The sequence below is a fragment of the Clostridium frigoris genome (assembly GCF_018861865.1).
GTDB lineage: Bacteria > Bacillota > Clostridia > Clostridiales > Clostridiaceae > Clostridium_AD > Clostridium_AD frigoris.
This window is the reverse complement of sequence record NZ_JAHLDV010000009.1, coordinates 72,061-93,953: the sequence shown is the minus strand read 5'-3', so window position 1 is coordinate 93,953 and position 21,893 is coordinate 72,061. Positions and strand designations below refer to the sequence as shown.

At 31.2% G+C, this 21,893-nt stretch carries 21 protein-coding genes; 1 reads left to right on the top strand and 20 read right to left on the bottom strand.

Going from position 1 to position 21,893, the window contains the following annotated elements; genetic code table 11:
• Positions 1 to 95 precede the first annotated feature (95 nt).
• The 19 genes from KPL37_RS06850 to KPL37_RS06760 all read right to left on the bottom strand — a co-directional run bounded on the left by KPL37_RS06850 (position 96) and on the right by KPL37_RS06760 (position 20,223).
• Positions 96 to 1,517, bottom strand: a complete 1,422-nt coding sequence (locus tag KPL37_RS06850) for a peptidoglycan D,D-transpeptidase FtsI family protein (protein WP_216147040.1) — start codon at positions 1,515 to 1,517, stop codon at positions 96 to 98.
• Positions 1,510 to 2,754, bottom strand: a complete 1,245-nt coding sequence (locus KPL37_RS06845; protein WP_216147038.1) for an FtsW/RodA/SpoVE family cell cycle protein — start codon at positions 2,752 to 2,754, stop codon at positions 1,510 to 1,512. Before KPL37_RS06845 ends, KPL37_RS06850 begins: the two co-directional genes overlap by 8 nt.
• Before the next feature lie 26 nt (positions 2,755 to 2,780).
• Positions 2,781 to 3,209, bottom strand: coding sequence for an FHA domain-containing protein (locus tag KPL37_RS06840; RefSeq protein WP_216147036.1), 429 nt, complete (start codon positions 3,207 to 3,209; stop codon positions 2,781 to 2,783).
• A gap of 67 nt (positions 3,210 to 3,276) precedes the next feature.
• The gene (gene uvrA, locus KPL37_RS06835; protein WP_216147034.1) at positions 3,277 to 6,099 is read right to left on the bottom strand and encodes an excinuclease ABC subunit UvrA; all 2,823 of its coding nucleotides are present in this window, start codon (positions 6,097 to 6,099) and stop codon (positions 3,277 to 3,279) included.
• Positions 6,100 to 6,153: 54 nt separating this feature from the next.
• Entirely contained in the window at positions 6,154 to 8,139 is a 1,986-nt protein-coding gene (gene uvrB, locus KPL37_RS06830) for an excinuclease ABC subunit UvrB (protein WP_216147032.1), read from the bottom strand.
• Between the two features lie 115 nt (positions 8,140 to 8,254).
• The gene (locus KPL37_RS06825; RefSeq protein WP_216147030.1) at positions 8,255 to 9,058 is read right to left on the bottom strand and encodes a lipid II flippase Amj family protein; all 804 of its coding nucleotides are present in this window, start codon (positions 9,056 to 9,058) and stop codon (positions 8,255 to 8,257) included.
• 244 nt (positions 9,059 to 9,302) lie between these two features.
• Complete coding sequence (locus tag KPL37_RS06820) at positions 9,303 to 9,731, bottom strand: hypothetical protein (RefSeq protein WP_216147028.1); 429 nt, start codon at positions 9,729 to 9,731, stop codon at positions 9,303 to 9,305.
• A gap of 76 nt (positions 9,732 to 9,807) precedes the next feature.
• On the bottom strand, positions 9,808 to 11,184 hold the full coding sequence (locus KPL37_RS06815; protein ID WP_216147027.1) for a PDZ domain-containing protein: 1,377 nt from the start codon (positions 11,182 to 11,184) through the stop codon (positions 9,808 to 9,810).
• A gap of 112 nt (positions 11,185 to 11,296) precedes the next feature.
• Complete coding sequence (locus KPL37_RS06810; protein WP_216147026.1) at positions 11,297 to 12,571, bottom strand: S41 family peptidase; 1,275 nt, start codon at positions 12,569 to 12,571, stop codon at positions 11,297 to 11,299.
• A gap of 175 nt (positions 12,572 to 12,746) precedes the next feature.
• On the bottom strand, positions 12,747 to 13,637 hold the full coding sequence (ftsX, locus tag KPL37_RS06805; RefSeq protein ID WP_216147025.1) for a permease-like cell division protein FtsX: 891 nt from the start codon (positions 13,635 to 13,637) through the stop codon (positions 12,747 to 12,749).
• A complete protein-coding gene (gene ftsE / locus KPL37_RS06800) occupies positions 13,627 to 14,313 on the bottom strand; it encodes a cell division ATP-binding protein FtsE (protein ID WP_216147024.1) in 687 nt (228 codons plus the stop codon). The genes ftsX and ftsE overlap by 11 nt, the downstream gene beginning before the upstream one ends.
• A 253-nt stretch (positions 14,314 to 14,566) precedes the next feature.
• Entirely contained in the window at positions 14,567 to 14,914 is a 348-nt protein-coding gene (locus KPL37_RS06795) for a type II toxin-antitoxin system PemK/MazF family toxin (RefSeq protein ID WP_071614469.1), read from the bottom strand.
• Positions 14,874 to 15,194 carry a CopG family transcriptional regulator gene (locus KPL37_RS06790; protein WP_216147022.1) on the bottom strand — a complete coding sequence of 107 codons (321 nt, stop codon included), beginning with the start codon at positions 15,192 to 15,194 and terminating at the stop codon, positions 14,874 to 14,876. Before KPL37_RS06790 ends, KPL37_RS06795 begins: the two co-directional genes overlap by 41 nt.
• A 159-nt stretch (positions 15,195 to 15,353) precedes the next feature.
• On the bottom strand, positions 15,354 to 16,514 hold the full coding sequence (alr, locus tag KPL37_RS06785) for an alanine racemase (RefSeq protein ID WP_216147020.1): 1,161 nt from the start codon (positions 16,512 to 16,514) through the stop codon (positions 15,354 to 15,356).
• A 37-nt stretch (positions 16,515 to 16,551) separates the two neighbouring features.
• Positions 16,552 to 17,166, bottom strand: coding sequence for a germination lipoprotein GerS-related protein (locus tag KPL37_RS06780; protein ID WP_216147018.1), 615 nt, complete (start codon positions 17,164 to 17,166; stop codon positions 16,552 to 16,554).
• Between the two features lie 119 nt (positions 17,167 to 17,285).
• Positions 17,286 to 17,708: a holo-ACP synthase gene (acpS, locus tag KPL37_RS06775; RefSeq protein ID WP_216147016.1), complete on the bottom strand. Its 423-nt coding sequence runs from the start codon at positions 17,706 to 17,708 to the stop codon at positions 17,286 to 17,288.
• A 187-nt stretch (positions 17,709 to 17,895) separates the two neighbouring features.
• On the bottom strand, positions 17,896 to 18,249 hold the full coding sequence (locus KPL37_RS06770) for a DUF6514 family protein (protein WP_216147014.1): 354 nt from the start codon (positions 18,247 to 18,249) through the stop codon (positions 17,896 to 17,898).
• A 269-nt stretch (positions 18,250 to 18,518) separates the two neighbouring features.
• A complete protein-coding gene (locus KPL37_RS06765; protein ID WP_216147012.1) occupies positions 18,519 to 19,115 on the bottom strand; it encodes a hypothetical protein in 597 nt (198 codons plus the stop codon).
• A gap of 205 nt (positions 19,116 to 19,320) precedes the next feature.
• Positions 19,321 to 20,223 (bottom strand): N-acetylmuramoyl-L-alanine amidase family protein, encoded by a 903-nt coding sequence (locus KPL37_RS06760; protein ID WP_216147010.1) that lies wholly within the window; start codon positions 20,221 to 20,223, stop codon positions 19,321 to 19,323.
• A 220-nt stretch (positions 20,224 to 20,443) separates the two neighbouring features.
• On the opposite strand from KPL37_RS06760, the gene KPL37_RS06755 reads away from it, so the two are divergent.
• On the top strand, positions 20,444 to 20,602 hold the full coding sequence (locus tag KPL37_RS06755; RefSeq protein WP_216147008.1) for a hypothetical protein: 159 nt from the start codon (positions 20,444 to 20,446) through the stop codon (positions 20,600 to 20,602).
• Positions 20,603 to 20,677: 75 nt separating this feature from the next.
• On the opposite strand, the gene yidA is transcribed toward KPL37_RS06755, so the two are convergent.
• The gene (yidA, locus tag KPL37_RS06750; protein WP_216147006.1) at positions 20,678 to 21,502 is read right to left on the bottom strand and encodes a sugar-phosphatase; all 825 of its coding nucleotides are present in this window, start codon (positions 21,500 to 21,502) and stop codon (positions 20,678 to 20,680) included.
• Positions 21,503 to 21,893: the final 391 nt, after the last annotated feature.

Below are 21,893 nucleotides of genomic sequence, written 5' to 3'. Positions count from 1 at the left end.
AATATAAAGTCAAATATTATTATAATATTTGACTTTATATTTCTACCATTATATCCATACTTCACATATTTTTCTAAATTTAAAATCTTAATGTTTTATTGCAAATACGCTCTAATAAGTTCCCTAGTTATCTCAGCAGCTTTTACACCACCTTGCCCACCTTCCTCTACAATCACCGCTATTGCAATTTGAGGATTATCATAAGGTGCAAATCCAGTAAACCAAGCATGTGGCGCTTGTTGTTTACTAGGGTCATCATGGTCTGCAGTTCCTGTTTTACCACTAACTACTATTCCAGGAAGAGCTGCACCAGTTCCGGTTCCTTTTGACACTACTTCCTTCATTAACCCCTTCATAATATCAGAGTTGTTCTTTGTCATGACTTGTCCAAGCTGCTTAGGTTTCAATTTTTCTATAGACTCACCCTTACTACTTAATATTTCTTTAACAAGCATTGGTTCCATCATTGTGCCGCCATTAGCAACTGCGCTCACAACTAATGCCATTTGCATAGGAGTAACTAAAACACCCGCTTGACCTATAGCACTCTGTGCAATATTACCTTTTTCACTGTTTTTGTAGCTTGGAAATACACTATTTTCTACAGTTAACCCTATAGTTGGAATGTTTTTGTTAAAATAAAATTTCTCAGCTGTTTCCTTTAGTTTATCATTTCCTAAATCAATGCCTAATGACCCGAAAAACACATTACTGGAATGCATATAAGCAGATTTAAAATCTATATTCCCAAAAGATTCACCATTATAATCTTCCAAAAGTTTTGTTCCATTGACAATTAAACTACCATTATCATTTATACTACTATTGTAAACATTGGCTATGTTTTCTAAAGCACTTGCTGCTGTAACAGTTTTAAATATAGACCCTGGTGGATATAGCCCAGACACAGCTCTATTAAGCAGTGGCATTTCCTTATTTGTAGTTATGTTTTTCCACTCTGCAGCTAAATTATTAGGGTCATAAGAAGGTTTAGAAACCATAGCTAAAATTTCGCCAGTTTTTGGGTTTAAAGCTACTATTGAACCTCGGTAATTACCTAAAAGATTGTATGCCTTCTTTTGCAATTTAGAGTCAATCGTAGTTTTTAAGCCATTCCCGACCTTTTCTTCCTTATCTTTACTAAAAAATACAAATTTTGATAATGGAGTATCATTATTTCCCATAAGTTGTGCATCATATTTTTTTTCAAGACCACTAAGTCCATAAATAGGGTCCATATAGCCTATAATATGTGCAAACGCAGCACCCTGTAAATATTGCTGTTTTTGAGATGTTTCACTTGTTTTTGTACTTTTAGTTAACGCTACCATATCCTTGTCATAAATAGTTCCACGTAGAACCTTATTTCTCTCCGCCCAAAGCCTTTGATTAGATGTACTAGCTACCGCTTTCTCACTATTAAACATATATATATAAGTTATGTATGTAATCAAAGCAATAAAGAGTATTAAAAATACCAACAAGACTTTTTTTATATTACTTACAAAATCATTCATAATTTTGACCGTCCTCCGAAATTTTTTGAAGTATACCCAGCGAGAAGAAAGTTATTAACATAGAACTCCCTCCAGCACTAACTAATGGTAGCGTTATACCCGTTAGTGGAATCGCTCCAACTACTCCTCCTACTATAACTAATACTTGAGCAGCCAGCATTGTACTATAGCCCACCGCTAGTAGTCTTGTAAAATTATCTTTACTATAAATAGGAACTCTCATACACCTATAAAATAATAAAAAATATAAAATAAGAATAGCAAATCCAGTAACCAGTCCCATTTCCTCACAAATGGCCGCGAAAATAAAATCTGTAGTAACTACTGGAACCATTGCAGGGTGTCCAAGGCCAAGACCTGTTCCGAAAAGACCACCCGAGGCTATCGAAATTAAAGATTGCACTAACTGATATCCGTCCTTAGTAGCATATTTCCAAGGGTCACCCCAAATCATAACTCTTAATCGCACATGTCCAAACATTTGATAACTTATAAATCCACCTACCATGAATAGTACTAAACATATTAGAATATATTTAAAATTCGAAGTAGCAATATATAACATAGTTATTGCTATAGCAAAAAATAAGAGAGCTGAACCCAAGTCCGTTTGGACTACCATGAGTCCAAGTGATATCATAACCACTATTGCAGGTTCAATCAAGGCCTTAATTTTGGAAATTTCTGAATTCCCCTCCGTTTTTATTCCGTAATACTGCAGTGATGCTGCTAAATATGCCACCAAAGATAATTTTCCGAATTCTGTTGGTTGAAAAGTGAACCCAGCTATTTCCACCCAATTCTTAGCTCCATAAGTTGTAGCTCCCATTATACTTCCCAAAGACATAAGAATAAGAGTACATACCATATAGACATATTTGTACTTACCAAACTTACTTAAACTTGGGAAAAGCACTACCACCAAAATAAATATAGCTATTCCAATTGCATAAAAAATAAGTTGTTTGATTGCAACGGTTGAGTCTAGCCTATATAACATTCCCATACCTATAACTGCCAATACATTTGAAAAAAGTAAAATATATTTGTCTCCATCTGGATAAAATCTTCTTATTATAAAATGTGAAGATGCAAAAACAAAACATACTACTCCACCTATTATTAAAGCGTTTATATCAAACTCATTTTTACCAATAAAATACATATTTAAGAATAAAACTATACATAAAAGATAGGTATACCGTAGCAGCTTCCTCTCCTGTTTTATACTATCCATACTCTCACCCCGCTTGCACTCATAATTTACCCTATAACCTTAAAGGTTGAAGTTCCTATTTTAATAACGTCACCTTTTTTTATATATACCGTATCCTTAACCGCTTTATTGTTCATTATAGTACCATTAGTACTTCTCAAATCCTGCAAAATATAATTTGTATTTTTTAAATATATTCTTGCATGCTGAGATGACACATATTTGTCTCCCAGAATTAAAAGATTATCTGCCTTTCTGCCTATTGAAAGTTGGTCATTTAAAGGTATAACTGCACCAACCCTTAAATTAAGATTATCTCCTCTTTCCATAACTTCAAGACCCATGGTTTTCTTTATAACTGGTTTCTTTTTCGCACCACCTTTTATGTCCTTATACATTATTCGCAATGCAAATATTATTATAATGTAAATAATCGCTATAATTGCATATTTCATAATCTCACTTATCTCAGCCATAATGCACTTTCTCCTCTTTAAAAAATAATCAAAGACTAGCATTCACTTTATGCTAGCCTTATATAAATTATAACATTTTTTTTAGATAATGTCCTGTATATGAATTTACATTTAAAGATATTTCTTTTGGTGTACCAGTGCATAAAATGGTTCCACCCTTGTCTCCTCCCTCAGGTCCTAAGTCTATAACATAGTCTGAGCACTTTATAACATCTAAATTATGCTCAATTACAACCACAGTATTCCCTGAATCTACAAGTCTTTGAAGTATTATAATAAGTTTACTAACATCATCGATATGAAGTCCTGTAGTAGGCTCATCTAAAATGTAAAATGTCTTGCCGGTACTTCTCTTAGATAATTCAGAAGCAAGTTTAATTCTCTGAGCCTCCCCACCTGATAACTGAGTTGAAGGCTGACCCAGTCTTATATAACCAAGTCCAACATCCATTAGTGTTTTTAGTTTGCTATGAATTCTTGGAATGTTCTCAAAAAACTTAACAGCCTCTTCAACAGTCATATTTAAAATATCATCAATGTTTTTCCCCTTATACTTAACTTCTAAAGTTTCTCTATTATATCTTTTACTCTTGCAAACTTCACAAGGAACATAAACATCAGATAAAAATTGCATCTCTATTTTAATTATCCCATCACCATGGCAAGCTTCACATCTTCCACCCTTCACGTTAAAGCTAAATCTTCCCGGTTTATATCCCCTGATTTTTGATTCAGGACTCATGGAGAAAACATCACGAATCACATCAAAAACGCCAGTATATGTAGCTGGATTTGACCTCGGAGTACGCCCTATAGGCCCTTGATCAATATTAATAATTTTATCTATATTTTCCCATCCTAATATATCTTTGTGAAGTCCAGGATTCTTTTTAGAGTGATTTATCTTTTTATTAAGACCCTTAAATAAAATTTCATTTACCAAAGTACTCTTTCCAGAACCTGAAACACCAGTAACTGAAGTAAATACTCCCAATGGAAAATCTACACTAACATTCTTTAAATTATTTTGCCTTGCGTTAAGTATTTTTATGGAATGCCCATTCGATTTTCTTGTTTTGCTTGGAATCTCAATCTTTTTCTTGCCACTTAAGTATTGACCAGTAATTGACCTTTCACAGTTTTTTATATCTTCAATTGTTCCGGTAGCTACAATTTCTCCACCATGTTCACCAGCACCTGGGCCAACATCAACAATAAAATCTGATGCCTTCATAGTATCCTCATCATGCTCTACAACAATTACAGTATTCCCTATATCCCTTAAATGTTTTAATGTCTTTATAAGTTTATCATTATCCCTTTGATGAAGACCAATACTAGGCTCATCTAATATGTATAAAACGCCCATTAGACTAGAACCTATCTGAGTTGCAAGTCTTATTCTCTGTGCTTCTCCACCAGATAATGTAGCTGCTGATCTAGCTAAATTTAGATAATCAAGACCTACATCCTTTAAAAAATTAAGTCTATCTTTTATCTCTTTAAATATTTGATTAGATATAATCTTATTTTTCTCTGATAATTTTATATCATTTAAAAATATAGCCTCATCTATAATAGATAATTGACAAAATTCACTTATATTTTTGCCACCAACTGTTACTGCAAGCACCTCCGGGCTTAACCTTGCGCCCTTACACTTAGGACATGCATTATCACCCATATATTGTTCTACATCTTTTTTTATATAATCAGAAGATGTTTCAAAATATCTTCTCTTTAAATTATTTATAATACCTTCATATGAATGATTAAAAGTACCTGATCTATACTCCTTAACATAGTTAACCTTAACTTTTTCCCCATTCGTTCCATACAATAGCATTTTAAGAATTTCTGCATCATAATCTTCTATTGGTGTATCTAAACTAAATTTATACTTTTCACTTAGAGCACGTAGCACTGAAAAAGTCCAGGAATCTTCCTTAAGACTGCCTTCCCCAAAAGACATAACAGCTCCACCTTTAATACTCTTACTTTTATCTGGTATTATAAGGTCCTCATCGATTTCCATAAGAGTGCCAAGTCCATCGCAATAGTCACACTTACCATAAGGAGCGTTAAAAGAAAACATCCTAGGGGCCAACTCCCCAATGCTAATACCACAATCTATGCAAGCAAAATGTTCACTAAAGAGTATATCTTCGCCATCGACAACGCTTGCTATAGCGGTACCTTCTGCTAATTTTAATGCACTCTCTAAAGATTCCGTAAGTCTACTGTGCACTTCCTCTTTCACAGAAATTCTATCTATTACTATCTCTATACTATGTTTCTTAGTTTTCGCAAGTTTTATATCCTCTTCCATAAGTTCTACAGTAGTGCCGTCTATTCTAGCACGCACAAAACCATTTTTTTTAATATTCTCTATTACCTTTACATGTTCGCCCTTTTTCCCCCTTATTACTGGAGCTAAAATCGAAATCTTAGTTTTTAATGGCATTTCCATTATTCTATCCACCATTTGATCCACAGTCTGCTGAGTAATTTCTTTGCCACATTTAGGACAATGTGGTATTCCCACTTTAGCATAAAGCAGTCTCAGATAATCATAAATTTCAGTTACAGTACCAACTGTAGAACGTGGATTCCTATTAGTAGTTTTCTGATCTATAGAAATAGCAGGTGATAACCCCTCTATATATTCAACATCTGGTTTATCCATATTGCCTAAAAACTGCCTTGCATAGGCAGATAATGACTCTACATAACGCCTCTGTCCCTCTGCATATAATGTATCAAAAGCAAGAGACGACTTACCCGATCCCGAAAGTCCAGTAAACACTATTAACTTATCTCTTGGTATTTCCAAATCAACGTTTTTTAAATTATGAACCTTAGCACCTTTTATAAAAATCTTATCTCTCATGGTCTCCTCCTCAGTAGCAAAACAATCAAATCCTCATGTTTTTTTTAATTAAATTTATATGTCTTTAATCTGCTTTTTAAGTTTATAAATTATATCTCTAAGCTGGGCAGCTTTTTCAAAATGTAAATCCTTAGCTGCCTGCTTCATCTCATTTTCATACTTATCCATTAATTTCTTAGTTTCATCATAATTTGCTTCTTTAGCCGCTTCAAGAGATTCATATACCTCTTCATCCTCAGCTACCGTTATAGATCCTATTACATCTCTAATATCTTTTACAATAGTAGTTGGCACTATATCATGCTCTTCATTATATTCCATCTGAAGTTTACGTCTTCTTGTAGTTTCATCCATAGCCTTCTTCATAGACTTTGTAATTCTATCTGCATACATTATTACTCTACTCTCTGAGTTTCTTGCAGCTCTTCCTATTGTTTGAATTAATGATGTCTCAGAACGTAAAAATCCTTCCTTATCTGCATCAAGTATCGCAACAAGTGCAACCTCTGGAATATCTAATCCCTCTCTTAAAAGATTTATACCTACTAGCACATCAAATGTGCCAAGCCTAAGATCTTGGATAATTTTCATTCTTTCTATTGTATCAATATCCGAATGCAAATAAGTTATTTTCATATCCATTTCTCTAAAGTATTTAGTCAAATCCTCTGACATTTTTTTAGTTAGTGTTGTAACCAGAACTCTAAATCCTTTTTTTATCGTGTCCTGAATACTAGCATATAGATCATCTATTTGTCCTTTAACTGGCCTTATAACAATCTCAGGATCTAATAACCCTGTAGGTCTTATTACTTGTTCTGCAATGTTCTCACTATGCTCCTCCTCATAAACACTTGGCGTTGCGCTTACAAATACTGTTTGATTCATGCTACTTTCAAACTCCGGAAAAGTTAAAGGTCTATTATCATAAGCCGACTTAAGCCTAAAACCATAATCAATTAAATTAGTTTTTCTTGATTTATCCCCCCCAAACATAGCCTTAACCTGTGGGAGAGTTACATGACTCTCATCTATAAACATCAAGAAATCTTTTGGAAAATATTGCATCAATGTTTGAGGTGCTGTTCCTGACGGTCTACCATCTAAAATTCTAGAATAATTTTCTATACCAGTGCAGTAACCAACCTCTCTCATCATTTCAATATCATAATTCGTCCTTTGCTTAAGTCTTTGTGCCTCGAGTGCCTTGTCCTCTGAAATAAGTTCCTTTAATCTCTCCTCAAGCTCCTGTTCTATTTGAGCTATACCGACCTCTAATTTATCTTTTGATGTGGCGAAATGGGAAGCCGGGAAAATAGATACATGTTTACGGATTCCTATAGTTTCTCCTGTAAGCGAATCAAAGGATCTAATTTTTTCTATTTCATCTCCAAAAAATTCTACCCTAATTCCCTCACTAGATGACGATGCAGGAAATATATCAATAGTGTCACCTCGCACTCTAAAAGTTCCACGAATAAAATTCATATCATTTCTTTCATACTGTATATCTACTAGATGTCTTATTACTTCATTTCTGTCCTTTTCCATGCCCTGCCTAAGCGACACTGTAAGTTTTTTATACTCCTCGGGATTACCAAGACCATATATACATGAAACTGAAGCAACTACAATAACATCATTACGCTCAAGTAACGCAGATGTAGCTGAATGTCTTAATTTATCAATATCATCATTAACTGATGAATCTTTTTCTATAAATGTATCTGTCTGAGCAATATAGGCTTCGGGTTGATAATAATCATAATATGACACAAAATACTCAACACAATTGTCTGGGAAGAAATCCCTAAACTCCGAGCAAAGTTGTGCCGCTAGGATTTTATTATGAGCTAGCACCAATGTAGGTTTTTGAACCCTCTCAATAATATTAGCCATAGTAAAAGTTTTACCTGAACCAGTTACCCCTTTAAGGGTCTGGAACTTTTCACCCGTTTCAATTCCTCTCACAAGGCTATCAATAGCCTGTGGTTGATCTCCCATAGGCTTAAACTTTGAATGCAACTTAAACTCATACATAAAATCACCGCCTTGTTTATCATTATATGAACGTTTGTTCGTTACTTTATATTTTAACTATAACTTTTTAATATGTCAATATAGTATTTATAATACTATAATAACCACGTCTATTCTAAATTAATTTTGCTATAAAAGATATTACCTGTGCTGCTGGAATTAATAAAAACTGAGCTAATATTGTTCCCACTATTAATCCTCCAACAATAAAAATTATACATCTATCAAACTGTACCTGACTACACTCTCCATTTATTACATCATCCGTTAAAATCGATATAAATGGATCTATGAATATAACCATAAGTATTGTTGCACCACCATTTATAACCGCTGATAATGTACTGCAGGTGGTTCTTAATTCTGGGTTCAAACAACCTGCATACAATGATGCTAAAACACCTACCGTAGATATAGAAAAAGCTATAGTATTAAGCAAAATAATCTTTTTAGGCATTGTTTTAAAATTTTTTAATTGTGCCAAATTTTCTTTTTTAGGTTTTGTAACGCTACTTTTGAACTGCTCTATTCCCGATTTTGAAAAAGCATGCATTAATAATTTAGGTATAGAACGATTAATACTAAACGATTCTACTACTTTTCCAAAAAGCTTTATAAATGTTGGCATAAGTGCTGAACCAATAATTGTTGCAACCGTTGTAGAAAATAGTATCCACCTAAACGTAGATAATAAACTCTGAGGATTTCCTGTTTTTATAGTACTCTCAATTGTTTTAGCAAGTAGTGGTGCTTGAACACTATTTGCAGTTCTAGAAACTAACGCAAAAATATTAAATACTGCAAAAGATACTGCTATTCTCCCTGTTCTTACCCCAACAATTCTAACAGAATAAGCTAGCGTTGAAATTATAGAAATGATAATTGTAAGAATTAAAACTATTATTACTTGTGTAGACATTCACTCCCCCCCATCAACTTTAAAATATAATATTAATGTTTTTGAATAAAGCTACAATACTTTGGCATCCCATAGCCTATTTGATTATCGGTATTTATAAACTTCATAATAACACACCTAACAAATATATATTGCTAATTACCCCTAAAAATATACAAAAAAATAGGGTACTAAGTCCCTATTCCATCATTCATTATTTTCTTTTATAATCTCTACAATATTAATATTATAATCAAAAACTTCATTAGCTTCTTAATTTAAAATCTAAAAGTTTTGACAAATCATTTACATTTCCTTTGAAAGGGAAACAAAGTTGCTTATTATCATCTTCAAACACCATAAAAAATGGTGCCTCATGTTGTGGAATTATTATAAAAATATTATCAACAAGTGAATTCAAACATTTCCCCTCTACCCTAACAGCAGGATAAATCGGAACCTTAATTGCATACCCATCATCCGTAAGTGGTTTACTTTTAGGATATAAGCTATCTACATCCTTTATTGAACTTACAACCATATTATGAATTTCATCATTTAACTGCACTACCTTTACAACCCTATCTTGTTTTGGATCAAAAATTTGGATATATTTAAATCCTAAAGCAGAAGATACCGTTGAATGCAACAACATAATAAATACGAACATAACTATTAATATTTTTTTTCTCATAAACATCACCCATTATTAATATTCCCATAATAAAAATAGTTATGTTGTAATAATATATATATTTTATTAATTATGTTTATTTTTTATCTTCGCCTTGGTCTTGATTTTGATTTTCCTCTTGTTTTATGTCTTTATCTTCCTCTTGTTTTATATCTTTATGTTCTTCTTTGTTTTTGTCTTTTATTTTATCAATTACCTCTTTAAATGTATCATCATGCATATTTACTATAGCAGTATTATCAGGAATCTCCCTAGGTACAACCACTATACCTAGCCTTTTTTTTACAGCCATGTTACTATAATTTACATTTTTCAAATCTCCAAAAGGTTTCTTTATTTTTAACGATAGAGAACTAAAATTCCCTTTAATTATATTAAATATTTCTTCCTCAGCCTCAATCGTTTTACCATTAAGCTCAACTATCAAATCTCCACTTTCAATTCCCATTTCAAAAGCAGGAGACTTAGGGGCTACTGCAAGCACCATAATTCCCTCATCACTACTACTAAATTTAGGTTTCATTGTGAGCTCCATATACTTTTCTAGTCTAAGCATCGCTTCGTGTACTACTGCCGCAAATATTAGAACAAAGAATTGATACGTCGTGCCTAGTACTGCAAGTTGCGCTACTGCCGTTAGCAATAATCCATAAACCATAATCAAAGCGCCAGAAGTAAGTGTCTTAGCCCTTTTACTCTTAGTAAAAGTAATGCTACTATAGCCTATGACTCCATACAAAGCAATAGATGCTATAACTGAATTCTTCACAATTCGATCTATTATATTCCCTTTGATTAAATGTCTCCATTCAGGAATCATTACGCTCTGTCCAACCACTAAATCCGATGAAGTTGCACTTAAAAGTATAAGTAGTGCAATCGGTAACGCCCAGTATCTTTTCAATGCAAATCCACCAATTATTTTGTTATCTCTGTTAGTAAATACCGGGATAGCTCCTCTTGACCCATCTATCATTACTAGACCTCCCTCTACAATATGTAATATTCCAACCAACGTCATTAACGTCAAAATATCAATGTTTATAACATCTAATTGTGGCATATTTAGTATATTTGCTGCAAATTTAAAACCTAAACTGGCTATACCTAGTACTGCACCAGAATAGGAAAAGCAAATAAATCTAGGCTTAAATGCCATGAAAAATAACGAAACCATAAACAATAAATAAATGTTTGAGTTTTCATCAAAAACTAATCCTGCGAATGTAAATATTAAGCTAGCTGCCGCCCCAGCAAAAATACCTAGTACAATTTGAGAAATAGTTAATTCAAATGCTGAATCTAAGCTCTCTCCCATTATCATCTTCTGCATAGCAGCAATTTTCTTGTTCTTATTATAAAAAATCAATGCAATCATCATTAAAATAAATGCATTTGAAGGGTCTACAATTGCAAAAGCAACTGCACTTAAAGTATGTATTGCAATGTCCATTGGATAAAATTCTCCTCCCATATTAATGAAGTATGTTTTGATAATAACCTTCATTAATCAAAATGTTCTTAAAAACTAAATATCTACCATTTTATTGGTAGATACTTGTTAATTATTGCTTGATTTTATCCGTAGCTATCTCCAAGGCTTTTTTAAATTGTGGATCTAAAGCTCTATTATATACCTTCTCTTTGAGTACTTGTGGATACACTACTGCAACTCCTGGTTTAATTCCAATATGCTGTATATTTTCACCATTCGGAGTATAATATTTTGATATAGTTATCTTTAATGCAGTACCATCATTAAACCCACTATTACCTCCAGAAAGCATAGTTTGAACTATACCCTTACCAAATGTTTTTTCTCCAACCAGTGTACCAACTTTATAGTCTCTTATAGCACCTGCAAAAATTTCTGAAGCACTTGCTGATCCCGCATCCGTAAGTACAGTTAATGGCATTCCTATTGCTATACCACCCTTTGACTTATACTCAATCTTTTTCTTATTCTTATCTATTGTATATACTATATTCTTTCCCTTAGGTACAAAATTAGATGTTAAATCTACAACCTGATCTAAAAGTCCACCTGGATTTCCTCTTTCATCTACTATTAAACTCTTCATTCCCTTACTTTGTAATTCCGCTAATTTTTTATTGAAATTAGCAGCAGTATTTTCATCAAACATTGTAAGTTGAATATATCCAATTTTATTTGGTAACATTTCACCCTTAACTGTTACTAAATCGATAGTAGCACGTTTCATATTAACATTAAAATTAGCTTTTCCTTTTCTACTAAGTGTTAATGTAACTGCTCCGCCTTCTTTACCTTTCATCATAGCAACTGCCTTTTCTAATTCTTTCCCAGTCACTTCAGTTGAATTAACCTTTTTTATGATATCTCCAGAAATTATTCCTGCCTTTTTAGCTGGTGAATCATCAAATGTTGAAATTACAACTATGTTATCGTCTTTAACTCCCACTTGTAAGCCAAGACCAGTGTAAGCGCCTTCTGTCTGAGTATTAAAATCTGTATACTCTTTTTTGTTCATGAAAACTGTATAAGGATCATTTAAGGAATTAGTCATCCCCTTTATAGCTCCCTCTACTAAAACATCATCGCTAATTTTACCATCATAATATTTATATAATTTATTCCTAACTAAAAATAATTTTTGGAACTTTACTATTTGTTCATAATCAGCTCTTCCCATTATCACTTTTCCATTTGGAGTCATTAAAGAAATCTGAATTGATACAAACAAAGTTATACAATTCGTAATAATAAGCAAAACTATAACCCATATAATTCGTTTCCTTTTTTCTCCTCTAGGTCTTTCGCTAACATTTGATTTAGTTTTAATTTTTTTTTCATCACTCATTTTATACACCTCTTTGCAATTCTCTATATATTATTATGTAATTATATATAATTTATAACACTAATATTAAATAAAGATATTTAACGACATTTTAGAAGGGAACTAATTCCCTTCTAAAGTAGTTGATATTAAAGCCTCGCAGATGATTAAACCCTTTGCAAATTAAACTTTAATATTATACAATCAAAAACTTTCTTATTGATATAGAGCTTCCTAATGCTCCAATAATTAAGCCGCCTAACATAAACTGCCATAAAGTTGTGCTTAATATAAAATGAGGATTTATTAATGTAACTCCGAGTAATGCACTAGTAAACTTCTCAAAAACTAATTTATAAGCATAATACAATACTCCAGTAGAAATAATTGCTCCTGACATACCAAGAAGCATTCCCTCAATAATAAATGGCCATCTTATGAACCAATCGGTTGCGCCAACAAATTTCATAATTCCTATTTCTTTTTTTCTAGAGTATACTGTAAGCTTAATTGTGTTTCCAATTAAAAATAAAGATACACTTACTAGGATTGCAAATAATACAATTCCTATAATTTTAAGGGTGTTCGTTATTTTTATGACCTTATCAACGATTTCTCGTCCATCATTAATTTTTTCTATACCTTTTAATCCAGTAACAGACTTAACAACACTACTTACTATCTCAGGTTTTTCAACCTTTACAACATATGCGGTTGGAAAAGGATTACTCTTGTCCAATCCTTTTGTTAAGGCTTCGCTATCCTTCCCAAATTGTTTCTTTACATTGTTTAGTGCATCATTCTTATCTTCAAACGTAATACTTGTAACTCCCGCTACTCCATTCAAAGCTCTTTCTATAGCTGATTTATCTGCTATTGTTATATTATCTTTAAGATAAACTGTAGCCTCAAGCTTAGCCCCTAGCTCTTTGACTCCTGCGTTAACATTAAAAACAATTAATAAAAACACACCTAAAATAAACAAAGTAGCAGCAACTGTAGCTACCGACGCTATACTAACAGTTTTATTTCTTTTTAAACTTTTTAAAGCATCCATAATAAAATATTTAATTGTACTAATCTTCATAACCGTATCTTCCCCTCTGCTCGTCTCTAACTAGAACACCTTTCTCTATAGCGAGCACTCTTTTCTTCATAGCATCAACTATGTTTTTAGCATGTGTTGCCATAACTACAGTGGTTCCTGCTTTGTTAATGTCATTTAAAATATCCATAATTCCTAGTGCAGTTTCTGGATCTAAATTTCCTGTTGGCTCATCCGCTATTAGCAAAGTGGGATTGTTTACTATAGCCCTTGCAAGAGAAACTCTTTGTTTTTCTCCACCTGAAATTTCATTAGGAAAAGCCATATGTTTTTTGGAGAGTCCAACTAAATCTAAAACATAAGGTACCTTCTTTCTAATATCCTTTGCAGAACATTCTGTAGCTCTCAGTGCAAACGCTACATTTTCGTAAACATTTAGAGTATCAATCAATCTAAAATCTTGAAAAACTACTCCGATCTTTCTTCTATAATATGGTATATTTTTTCTAAGTATATTTGTTATATCTACATCATTTATAATAACACTACCTGTGGTTGGTTCTACTTCTTTTAAAAGTATTTTAACAAAAGTAGATTTACCAGCTCCACTAGGTCCTACAAGGAATACAAATTCCCCCTTTTCAATTATAATATCAATATTCGACAACGCTATTACATTATTATCATAAATCTTAGTTACTTTTTTCACTTGTATCATATTAAAATCTCCTTACCACGTTTATATAATTCATTAGGTCAAAATCATTAATAACATTATAACATAATGACAATGCCCTTAATAAATATTAATATAAAATTTTCGTGAATATTCTTTAAAATTATTATGTAGTCTAGTAGAAAACTCACCATGCATGCAAATAAGTTTCTACATTATTTTAGTATTGCTGCATTTTAGCAAAATCTGTGTGATTCAATAAAATAGATAAGGGCATTAAATACCCTTATCTATTTTATAAACCTACACTTATTAAAAGTGCTGTATCTACCTTTTTCATATCACCATCAGTCATGTGACCAATTTTTTCTTTTAATCTTTTTTTATCTAATGTTCTTATTTGTTCCAGCAAAACCACAGAATCTTTATTTAGACCATACTCTTCTGAAGAAATTTCAACATGAGTAGGGAGTTTCGCTTTATTTATCTGAGAAGTAATAGCTGCAATAATAATAGTGGGACTGTACTTATTACCAATATCATTTTGAAGTATAATTACTGGTCTAATCCCACCTTGCTCTGAGCCTACAACCGGACTCAAATCAGCATAAAATATATCTCCTCTTTTTACTATTGTTGTCATTTGACAAATCACTCTCCGAAAGCTTAACTTCATATTCTTTAAAATCTTTGATATCTTTTTCAAAACCCATATTAGCTATTTTTAAATTTAACTCAGCCATTTCTAAATATCCTTGTTTCATTCTATCTACATAATTTAATCTTTTCTTTTCCTCAATATATAGTATTATAGCTTCCCTAATAAATACACTTCTTTTTTTACAATCTTTTTTAAGTGCTTTATTAAATTCAATGTAAAGTTCCTCCGAGAGGTTTATTACTAATTTCTTTGAAGTCGACATAGAAAATTTAATACCTCCTATTTAGTAAAACAAACAATATGTATAAAAATATTATAATTAATCTATGTCAATATGTCAAAGAAATTATTCGCTTTTTCGCCTTTTTTCAACAAGTAATCTTTTATAAAAATAGCTTATTCTACATTAAGACTAAGTATTTTATATATATTCTCTTATTTTTACAACCTCATTTTTTTTGATGTATACTCGCGGAACTCTTTTACCAATCATACAAACTATTTCGTAACTTATTGTACCTATCAGTTCTCCAACAGTGTCCGCATTAAATTTATTATTTTCGTCTTCACCTATTAATATAACCTCGTCTCCAACTTTTACTCCACTTACATCTGTAATATCAATCATACACTGATCCATACAAATTTTCCCTATCACTGGAGCAAATTTACCCTTTATAATAACCTTTGCCTTTTGAAATAAAAGTCTTGTATATCCATCAGCATATCCAATTGGAAGTGTTGCTATCATACTTTGTTTATCTGTTTTATATTTTCTTCCGTAACCCACATATTCTCCAGGTGGCAACGTTTTTATATGTACAACATTTGTTTTTAAAGTCATTGCTGGTAATAAATCTAATTTTTCCTTATTTACCTCATCAGATGGATAATAACCATAAATTATTATTCCTGGTCGTACTGCCTCATAATGAATTTCTGGTAAATCTATAATAGCCGCACTATTGGCAATGTGTCTCATCTTTATGTAAATTTTTCTCTCTTTTAACTTTTCATAAAAATCATCAAATTTTTTAACTTGGATATCAGTATATGTCTTATCCTTTTCATCTGCAGTAGAAAAGTGGCAGAATATCCCTTCTATAGTTATGTTCGGTAATGTGCTTATATTGTATACTTCTTGCACACTATCCTCGCTTGGTAAAAAGCCTATTCTACCCATACCTGTATCTAACGCTATGTGTATTTTTGCTATTTTATTTTCTTCTTGAGCCATCTTTGATAATTGTTTTGCAAATTTATATGAAAATACAGTTTGATCAATATCATACTTTAATAAATTGTCTATAAGTTCCGGCTGTGTAAATCCTAATATCATTATTGGGCATTCTATGCCCGACCGCCTAAGTTCCACTGCTTCACTTAACATTGCAACCGCTAAACTATTCGCACCATTTTCTAGTAGTACTGGAGCCACATCTACAGCTCCATGTCCATAGGCATCTGCCTTTACAACTGCTATGATTTTTTCACTTTTAGTTATTCGTCTAATTTCACGCATATTATGTGCTAGTTTATCTAAATCAACCTCAGCCCATACAGGTCTTAAATGTTTAAACACTCTCTTCACCTCATTTGTTACTAAAATTCAATAAATATTATGGAACATTAAACTCCGTAGGGTCAATCTTTACGTTAGCAAGGAAATTAGTATATGTTATATTAATTTTTTCTTTGCCGAAAGTATCGTAAATAACCATTTTTTCTGGCAACATACTTTTATTATTAACATATAAAAGTCCATTATTTATGTTTTTATTATTCCCAGGAATAAATAAATTAATTACGGTATATTCAATATTATTAATATTTTTAGTAACATATTTTATTTCCTCATTAGTATACAATAATCCTATGTATTCACCTATAAAACTTAGTTTATATACTTCATCAAAACTTTTGCTCTGCACATACGACCTTCCATTTTTCTTATCATTAACATAGATTTTATCATCTGCTTTATATATAAACACTCTGTTTTTGTTTAACTCTAGCTTATATCCGCCTCCCTTTATATAGGATTGTTTAGCCTTATAATTAATTGTCTGCTTATCATTTTTTATATCCATGTTCATATTGACAGTATAACTATCCATATTTTTTAAATAGGTTGTAATATCATTAGTATCCTTTGGGTTTTTATTACAAGCAGTAAATAGTACGGAACTTAAAAGTACCAAAAGACTTAACAATAATAACGATACTTTTTTCATTATCATCCTCCTAGCATTTTCTCTAGAGTTACAACAATTATTATTGTTGCAAGCCTTATTAGCTTACTCTACTACTTATACTATTACTAATGATTACATACTATTACTAAAACAGTTAATTATAATGAATCCGTTACATTCGCTATTTTCACAACTTCTTCAATTTTCTTTTCGACTTCTAATATAGCATAAGCAATTGCACTCTCTTGACCATGAGATATACTAAGATGAATATTATATTGACCTTCTTTTTTAGCTATTAACTTTGCTTTTCCTTTTAAGATTACTATTGGCTTTCCAAAAGTTGTCCGATCAACTTCAATATCTTTAAAATCAAACCCCCTGAAGCCGGTCCCTAAAGCTTTTGCTACAGCCTCTTTTGCAGCAAATCTTCCAGCCACATATTCAGCTCTTAAATTTCTGCTTGTAAGATATTCTAGTTCTGTGCTTGTAAAAATTTTTTCTAAAAACCCATTATTCCTTTCCATAGCACTTTTTATCCGGCTGATTTCAACTATATCAGTACCTACACCTAGAATCATAATTATCAACTCCCACTTGTTAATCTCTTGTTTAAAATTTTAGCTTTAGTATACTATTGCATTATAATCTGGACCATTTATAGTATTATACTCCATAATCTTATAATTTTCTATTATATAAAAAAAGAGAATACTCGTCCTCTACAGGAGGAATATTCTCCTCAATATGTTAAATCAAAATGAATCATTAACAAGTAGCTATACTTACTAGCATTTCATCAAAATCACTAGTACACTCATCAATATACTCTCCCAATATATCAATCATATGAATAGGTGACACTGTATTATCATATAACATTTTCAATAGATTTTTAACTTTATACCTTTGAGGACTTATATTTTCTGCGTAATCTCTTTGTATTCTTACAACCGTACCATTAGTAACATCTTGTCTTTCTATTTCAATGCCATAAGCCTGTATTTGGGTAATCTTACCATACATCGATACAGATATCTGACTTTTTACCAATCTGTAAGCATAATTGTAATTCACATCACCATCTGCTATTTTTTTATACAAATTTTCTATAATTACCATATGTGTTTGCCTCCCATACTTTCTTATGAGAATACAGTAACATTACTTTTTAAAAAAATATGTCATTTCGTGAAATACGTTTACATTAGATTATCTCTTTTAAATGACAACTTCAACCCTATACACCCATAATGTCACGATTAATAAAGAATAGCAATAGATTACAATTTATATCCAACGGTTTTTGTGTCGAATTTTCAATAAATATAACTAAAAATTCTTTATGTAAAATTTAACATATTATTCTGTCTCTTTTTTAAATCACCTTATTATTTATAAATTTTATTCTTTAATCGTTTCACCATTTTGTGTCTATCTACTCCAATATATCTACATAAGTCCTCTAGTATTAATAGTGTGGCAAGAATCATAGAACAATCCTCTTTGTTATAATCATCTAAACTATATCGATTTTTATATATAATCTTATTCACTTGTTTACAACTAATAGTTTTATATAATTCATTCAATGTATCATACAGTATTGAAAACGAAATTAAAATAAAATCTACTTTTGACTTCTCGGAACCGTTAACCACTCCCCTAACAATCTTATTTAAAGAAGTAATTTTATAATATTCCAGCATTTTTAAACTATAGTTATTTTCTATGAATTTGCCTACTACCCCTGCATCAATAAGTGTTATTTCACCCTTTGTATTAAAAAAAACACTAGCATCTAAAACTTCACTATTTTCATTAATCTCCGAGAGCATTTGTTTCATCCTATAATTGAAGAAACTAGTAAATTCACCCTTAGTAATAAAACGTTCAAGTTCGGTTGTAGCAACGACATAAACTAAATCAGAAAAATTTTTATAAATCTTATTTAAATGTTTTTTATCATTATTCTCCATATCACTCATAATCACATCTCTCTTCACCAAAATAAATTAATAACCAGCTCTCTGTTACATTACATTTAGTGTGGCATAATACAAATAAACTATACCAAATAACATGAAAATAAATACTAATAATTTTATAAAAAAACATTTGAAAATTTTTACACTAACCTTTCCAATATATATAATAGGCACGCAAGAGAATTGGATACCATTATCTATACCCTTACTTTAACGCGGCATCAATTCCATCTGCCAAACCCTTTGCTAACCTATCTTGATAAGCTCCAGTTAATAACATCTTATCTTCACTAGGATTTGATAAAAAGCCCATCTCCACTAAAATAACAGGAACCTTAGACCAATTAAATCCTGTCATATCATCTCTTTCAACAACGCCTCTATCATTCATGCCCATCTCATTAATAAAACTTTTAAAAACTACTTGTCCATATTGTTTACTCAACTTATATATTGGATCTGTATTTTTAGTGTCCGTAGGTACGAGCATTGACGCACCATTAACTGCCGAATTATTATTTGAATCTGCATGAATTCTTATAACTAAATTTGCCTTAGAATTGTTTCCAACCTGAGCCCTTTCAATATTCCCAAGCATTTGATTTTTCTCTGTTTTAGTCATCATTACAGTATATCCTTTTTTACTAAGCAAAGCTTTTAGTCTAACTGCTACTGCCATATTAACCTCATACTCAGGCGTTTTTGTATTAATTCCTTGAGCTCCACCTGGCTCCTTTATTTTCATTATAGTTGAATCTGGTGCCTGCTTCTCTTTCTCAAAACTAGTAATGCTTGCGTGCCCTGGGTCTATAACAACTACCTTCTTCAAATTTTTCTTCGAAGCTTTCTGTTTTTTTAATGCCGCTTTATTTTTGTTGATTTTAATTAGTGCCTTTACTTCCTGTGCTTCTTTTGCTTCTTTTGCTTTTTTTGCTTTCGATAATAATTTTTCATTAGCAATTTTTTTCAACTTTTTATTTTGCTCATTTGTTTTTATAGCTTGTACAGATTTTTCATGTTCTTTTCTTACATAATTTGTTTTGTATATTACGCCACCTATAATAACAAAACACATAAAAGCTAATAATATTTTTTTAGTTTTAGTCATTTTATCCTCCCGAATTGTTTTTGTAAAAATATATGCAATGTATGTTTATTATATCAGATTATCATTAAATTTTAAAAATTAATCTACCATTAAATACCAATTAATACAAGTTGTTGTCTTAATTATTTTTTATATATTAAATACCAAGCATCTCATAGTATTAAAGATGATAAAAAGCCTAAAATAATAGCACTAAATATTAAAAAAGGGAGGACTTTTAATGGACCATAATAACAATATCTACTATAACGATGATCGTTATAAAATTGAAGAAGCTAATAGATTAGAAGTGCTTGAAAATCATTCATATGTAATCTCTTCAGAAAAAATAAACAAAGCAATAGTAAAACAAAAAAACAGAAGAAACGAATTAATTTAATTTTATTATTAACATTTATTATAAAAATAAAACAAGCAAATTCTTAAAGAATTTACTTGCTTTATTTTTATGGTATTATACCGCAAAATCTTCTTGTGGATGCAAAATGAATTTGTTAATAATAAATGCTACACCATCTTGATCATTAGTTTTAGTTATAAAATTAGCAGCTCTTTTAACCTCTGGATATGCATTTCCCATAGCTACTCCTAGTCCAGCATATTTAATCATATGAATGTCATTACCAGCATCCCCTATGCATATAACCTCTTCTTGTTTAATACTTAATTTTTTAGCAAGCGCCGCTACTCCTACACCTTTATTAACTGATTTATGTAGAAATTCTAAGTAAAAAGGTGCACTTCTAACCACTGTGTATTTGTCACTTACTTCTTCTGGAATTTTCCCCATTACATCTTCTATAACTTCTGGCTTGTCTACAAACATGACCTTCACTATAGTAGTTCCTGCAGGTACATCATCTACAGCAATTATGTTATTAGGAATATGATTCATTTCTGCTTCATGCCTAGTGAATATAGTATCTTTAGGAGAAATTACTGAATCTTCTGTTAATGCATGTATATTAACATTCATCTTTTTGCTTAAACTATATATATATTTATAATCTTCAAGAGTTAATGTTGTTTTAGATATTATCTCATTACCTTCAGAGTTTTGGACAAGTGCTCCATTAAATGCTACTGCATAATTATCCTCTGAAACTAAGTTAAGTTCTTCTAGATATCTTTTAAATCCAATCAGCGGCCTTCCTGATGCTAGTACAACCTTAACTCCATTATCTTTTGCTTGTTGTATTGCATTAAAATTAGCTGGTGAAATTTTCTTTTCACTATTTAATAAGGTTCCATCCATATCTATTGCTATTAATTTATACATTTTTTACCCCCACATAACCACTTTTATTAAACTAAATATAGTATATCATAGAATTTTATAAGTAATGGATTACATACTATAAACTTTATATTAATTGTTTTTGTTTAATCATATTAATTAGCATTAACTAAATCACATCCATATAGACCTTCTTTAACTCACACGACTACAATTAAAATGCTAAACGATATGAAGAATGATGCCTATTATTTATTCTAAAATTACAGATGGTATTAATTGTATTTTGGCTCAAATAATTCTGTCACTTAAATAAATAATGACATTTTTGTTATACTAAGTTAATATAATAACAGTAATATATAGTTGATTGCAAAACTTTACATGAAAACAAGACAAATAATGGATATAAACTTTAATGATTTATAGCGAA

What these genes read in the sequence shown, in the direction of transcription:
- KPL37_RS06850 (WP_216147040.1), bottom strand. Translation starts at nt 1,517, where the DNA reads ATGAATGATTTTGTAAGTAATATAAAAAAAGTCTTGTTGGTATTTTTA.
- KPL37_RS06845 (WP_216147038.1), bottom strand. Translation starts at nt 2,754, where the DNA reads ATGGATAGTATAAAACAGGAGAGGAAGCTGCTACGGTATACCTATCTT.
- KPL37_RS06840 (WP_216147036.1), bottom strand. Translation starts at nt 3,209, where the DNA reads ATGGCTGAGATAAGTGAGATTATGAAATATGCAATTATAGCGATTATT.
- uvrA (WP_216147034.1), bottom strand. Translation starts at nt 6,099, where the DNA reads ATGAGAGATAAGATTTTTATAAAAGGTGCTAAGGTTCATAATTTAAAA.
- uvrB (WP_216147032.1), bottom strand. Translation starts at nt 8,139, where the DNA reads ATGTATGAGTTTAAGTTGCATTCAAAGTTTAAGCCTATGGGAGATCAA.
- KPL37_RS06825 (WP_216147030.1), bottom strand. Translation starts at nt 9,058, where the DNA reads ATGTCTACACAAGTAATAATAGTTTTAATTCTTACAATTATCATTTCT.
- KPL37_RS06820 (WP_216147028.1), bottom strand. Translation starts at nt 9,731, where the DNA reads ATGAGAAAAAAAATATTAATAGTTATGTTCGTATTTATTATGTTGTTG.
- KPL37_RS06815 (WP_216147027.1), bottom strand. Translation starts at nt 11,184, where the DNA reads ATGGACATTGCAATACATACTTTAAGTGCAGTTGCTTTTGCAATTGTA.
- KPL37_RS06810 (WP_216147026.1), bottom strand. Translation starts at nt 12,571, where the DNA reads ATGAGTGATGAAAAAAAAATTAAAACTAAATCAAATGTTAGCGAAAGA.
- ftsX (WP_216147025.1), bottom strand. Translation starts at nt 13,637, where the DNA reads ATGAAGATTAGTACAATTAAATATTTTATTATGGATGCTTTAAAAAGT.
- ftsE (WP_216147024.1), bottom strand. Translation starts at nt 14,313, where the DNA reads ATGATACAAGTGAAAAAAGTAACTAAGATTTATGATAATAATGTAATA.
- KPL37_RS06795 (WP_071614469.1), bottom strand. Translation starts at nt 14,914, where the DNA reads ATGACAACAATAGTAAAAAGAGGAGATATATTTTATGCTGATTTGAGT.
- KPL37_RS06790 (WP_216147022.1), bottom strand. Translation starts at nt 15,194, where the DNA reads ATGTCGACTTCAAAGAAATTAGTAATAAACCTCTCGGAGGAACTTTAC.
- KPL37_RS06780 (WP_216147018.1), bottom strand. Translation starts at nt 17,166, where the DNA reads ATGAAAAAAGTATCGTTATTATTGTTAAGTCTTTTGGTACTTTTAAGT.
- acpS (WP_216147016.1), bottom strand. Translation starts at nt 17,708, where the DNA reads ATGATTCTAGGTGTAGGTACTGATATAGTTGAAATCAGCCGGATAAAA.
- KPL37_RS06770 (WP_216147014.1), bottom strand. Translation starts at nt 18,249, where the DNA reads ATGGTAATTATAGAAAATTTGTATAAAAAAATAGCAGATGGTGATGTG.
- KPL37_RS06765 (WP_216147012.1), bottom strand. Translation starts at nt 19,115, where the DNA reads ATGAGTGATATGGAGAATAATGATAAAAAACATTTAAATAAGATTTAT.
- KPL37_RS06760 (WP_216147010.1), bottom strand. Translation starts at nt 20,223, where the DNA reads ATGACTAAAACTAAAAAAATATTATTAGCTTTTATGTGTTTTGTTATT.
- KPL37_RS06755 (WP_216147008.1), top strand. Translation starts at nt 20,444, where the DNA reads ATGGACCATAATAACAATATCTACTATAACGATGATCGTTATAAAATT.
- yidA (WP_216147006.1), bottom strand. Translation starts at nt 21,502, where the DNA reads ATGTATAAATTAATAGCAATAGATATGGATGGAACCTTATTAAATAGT.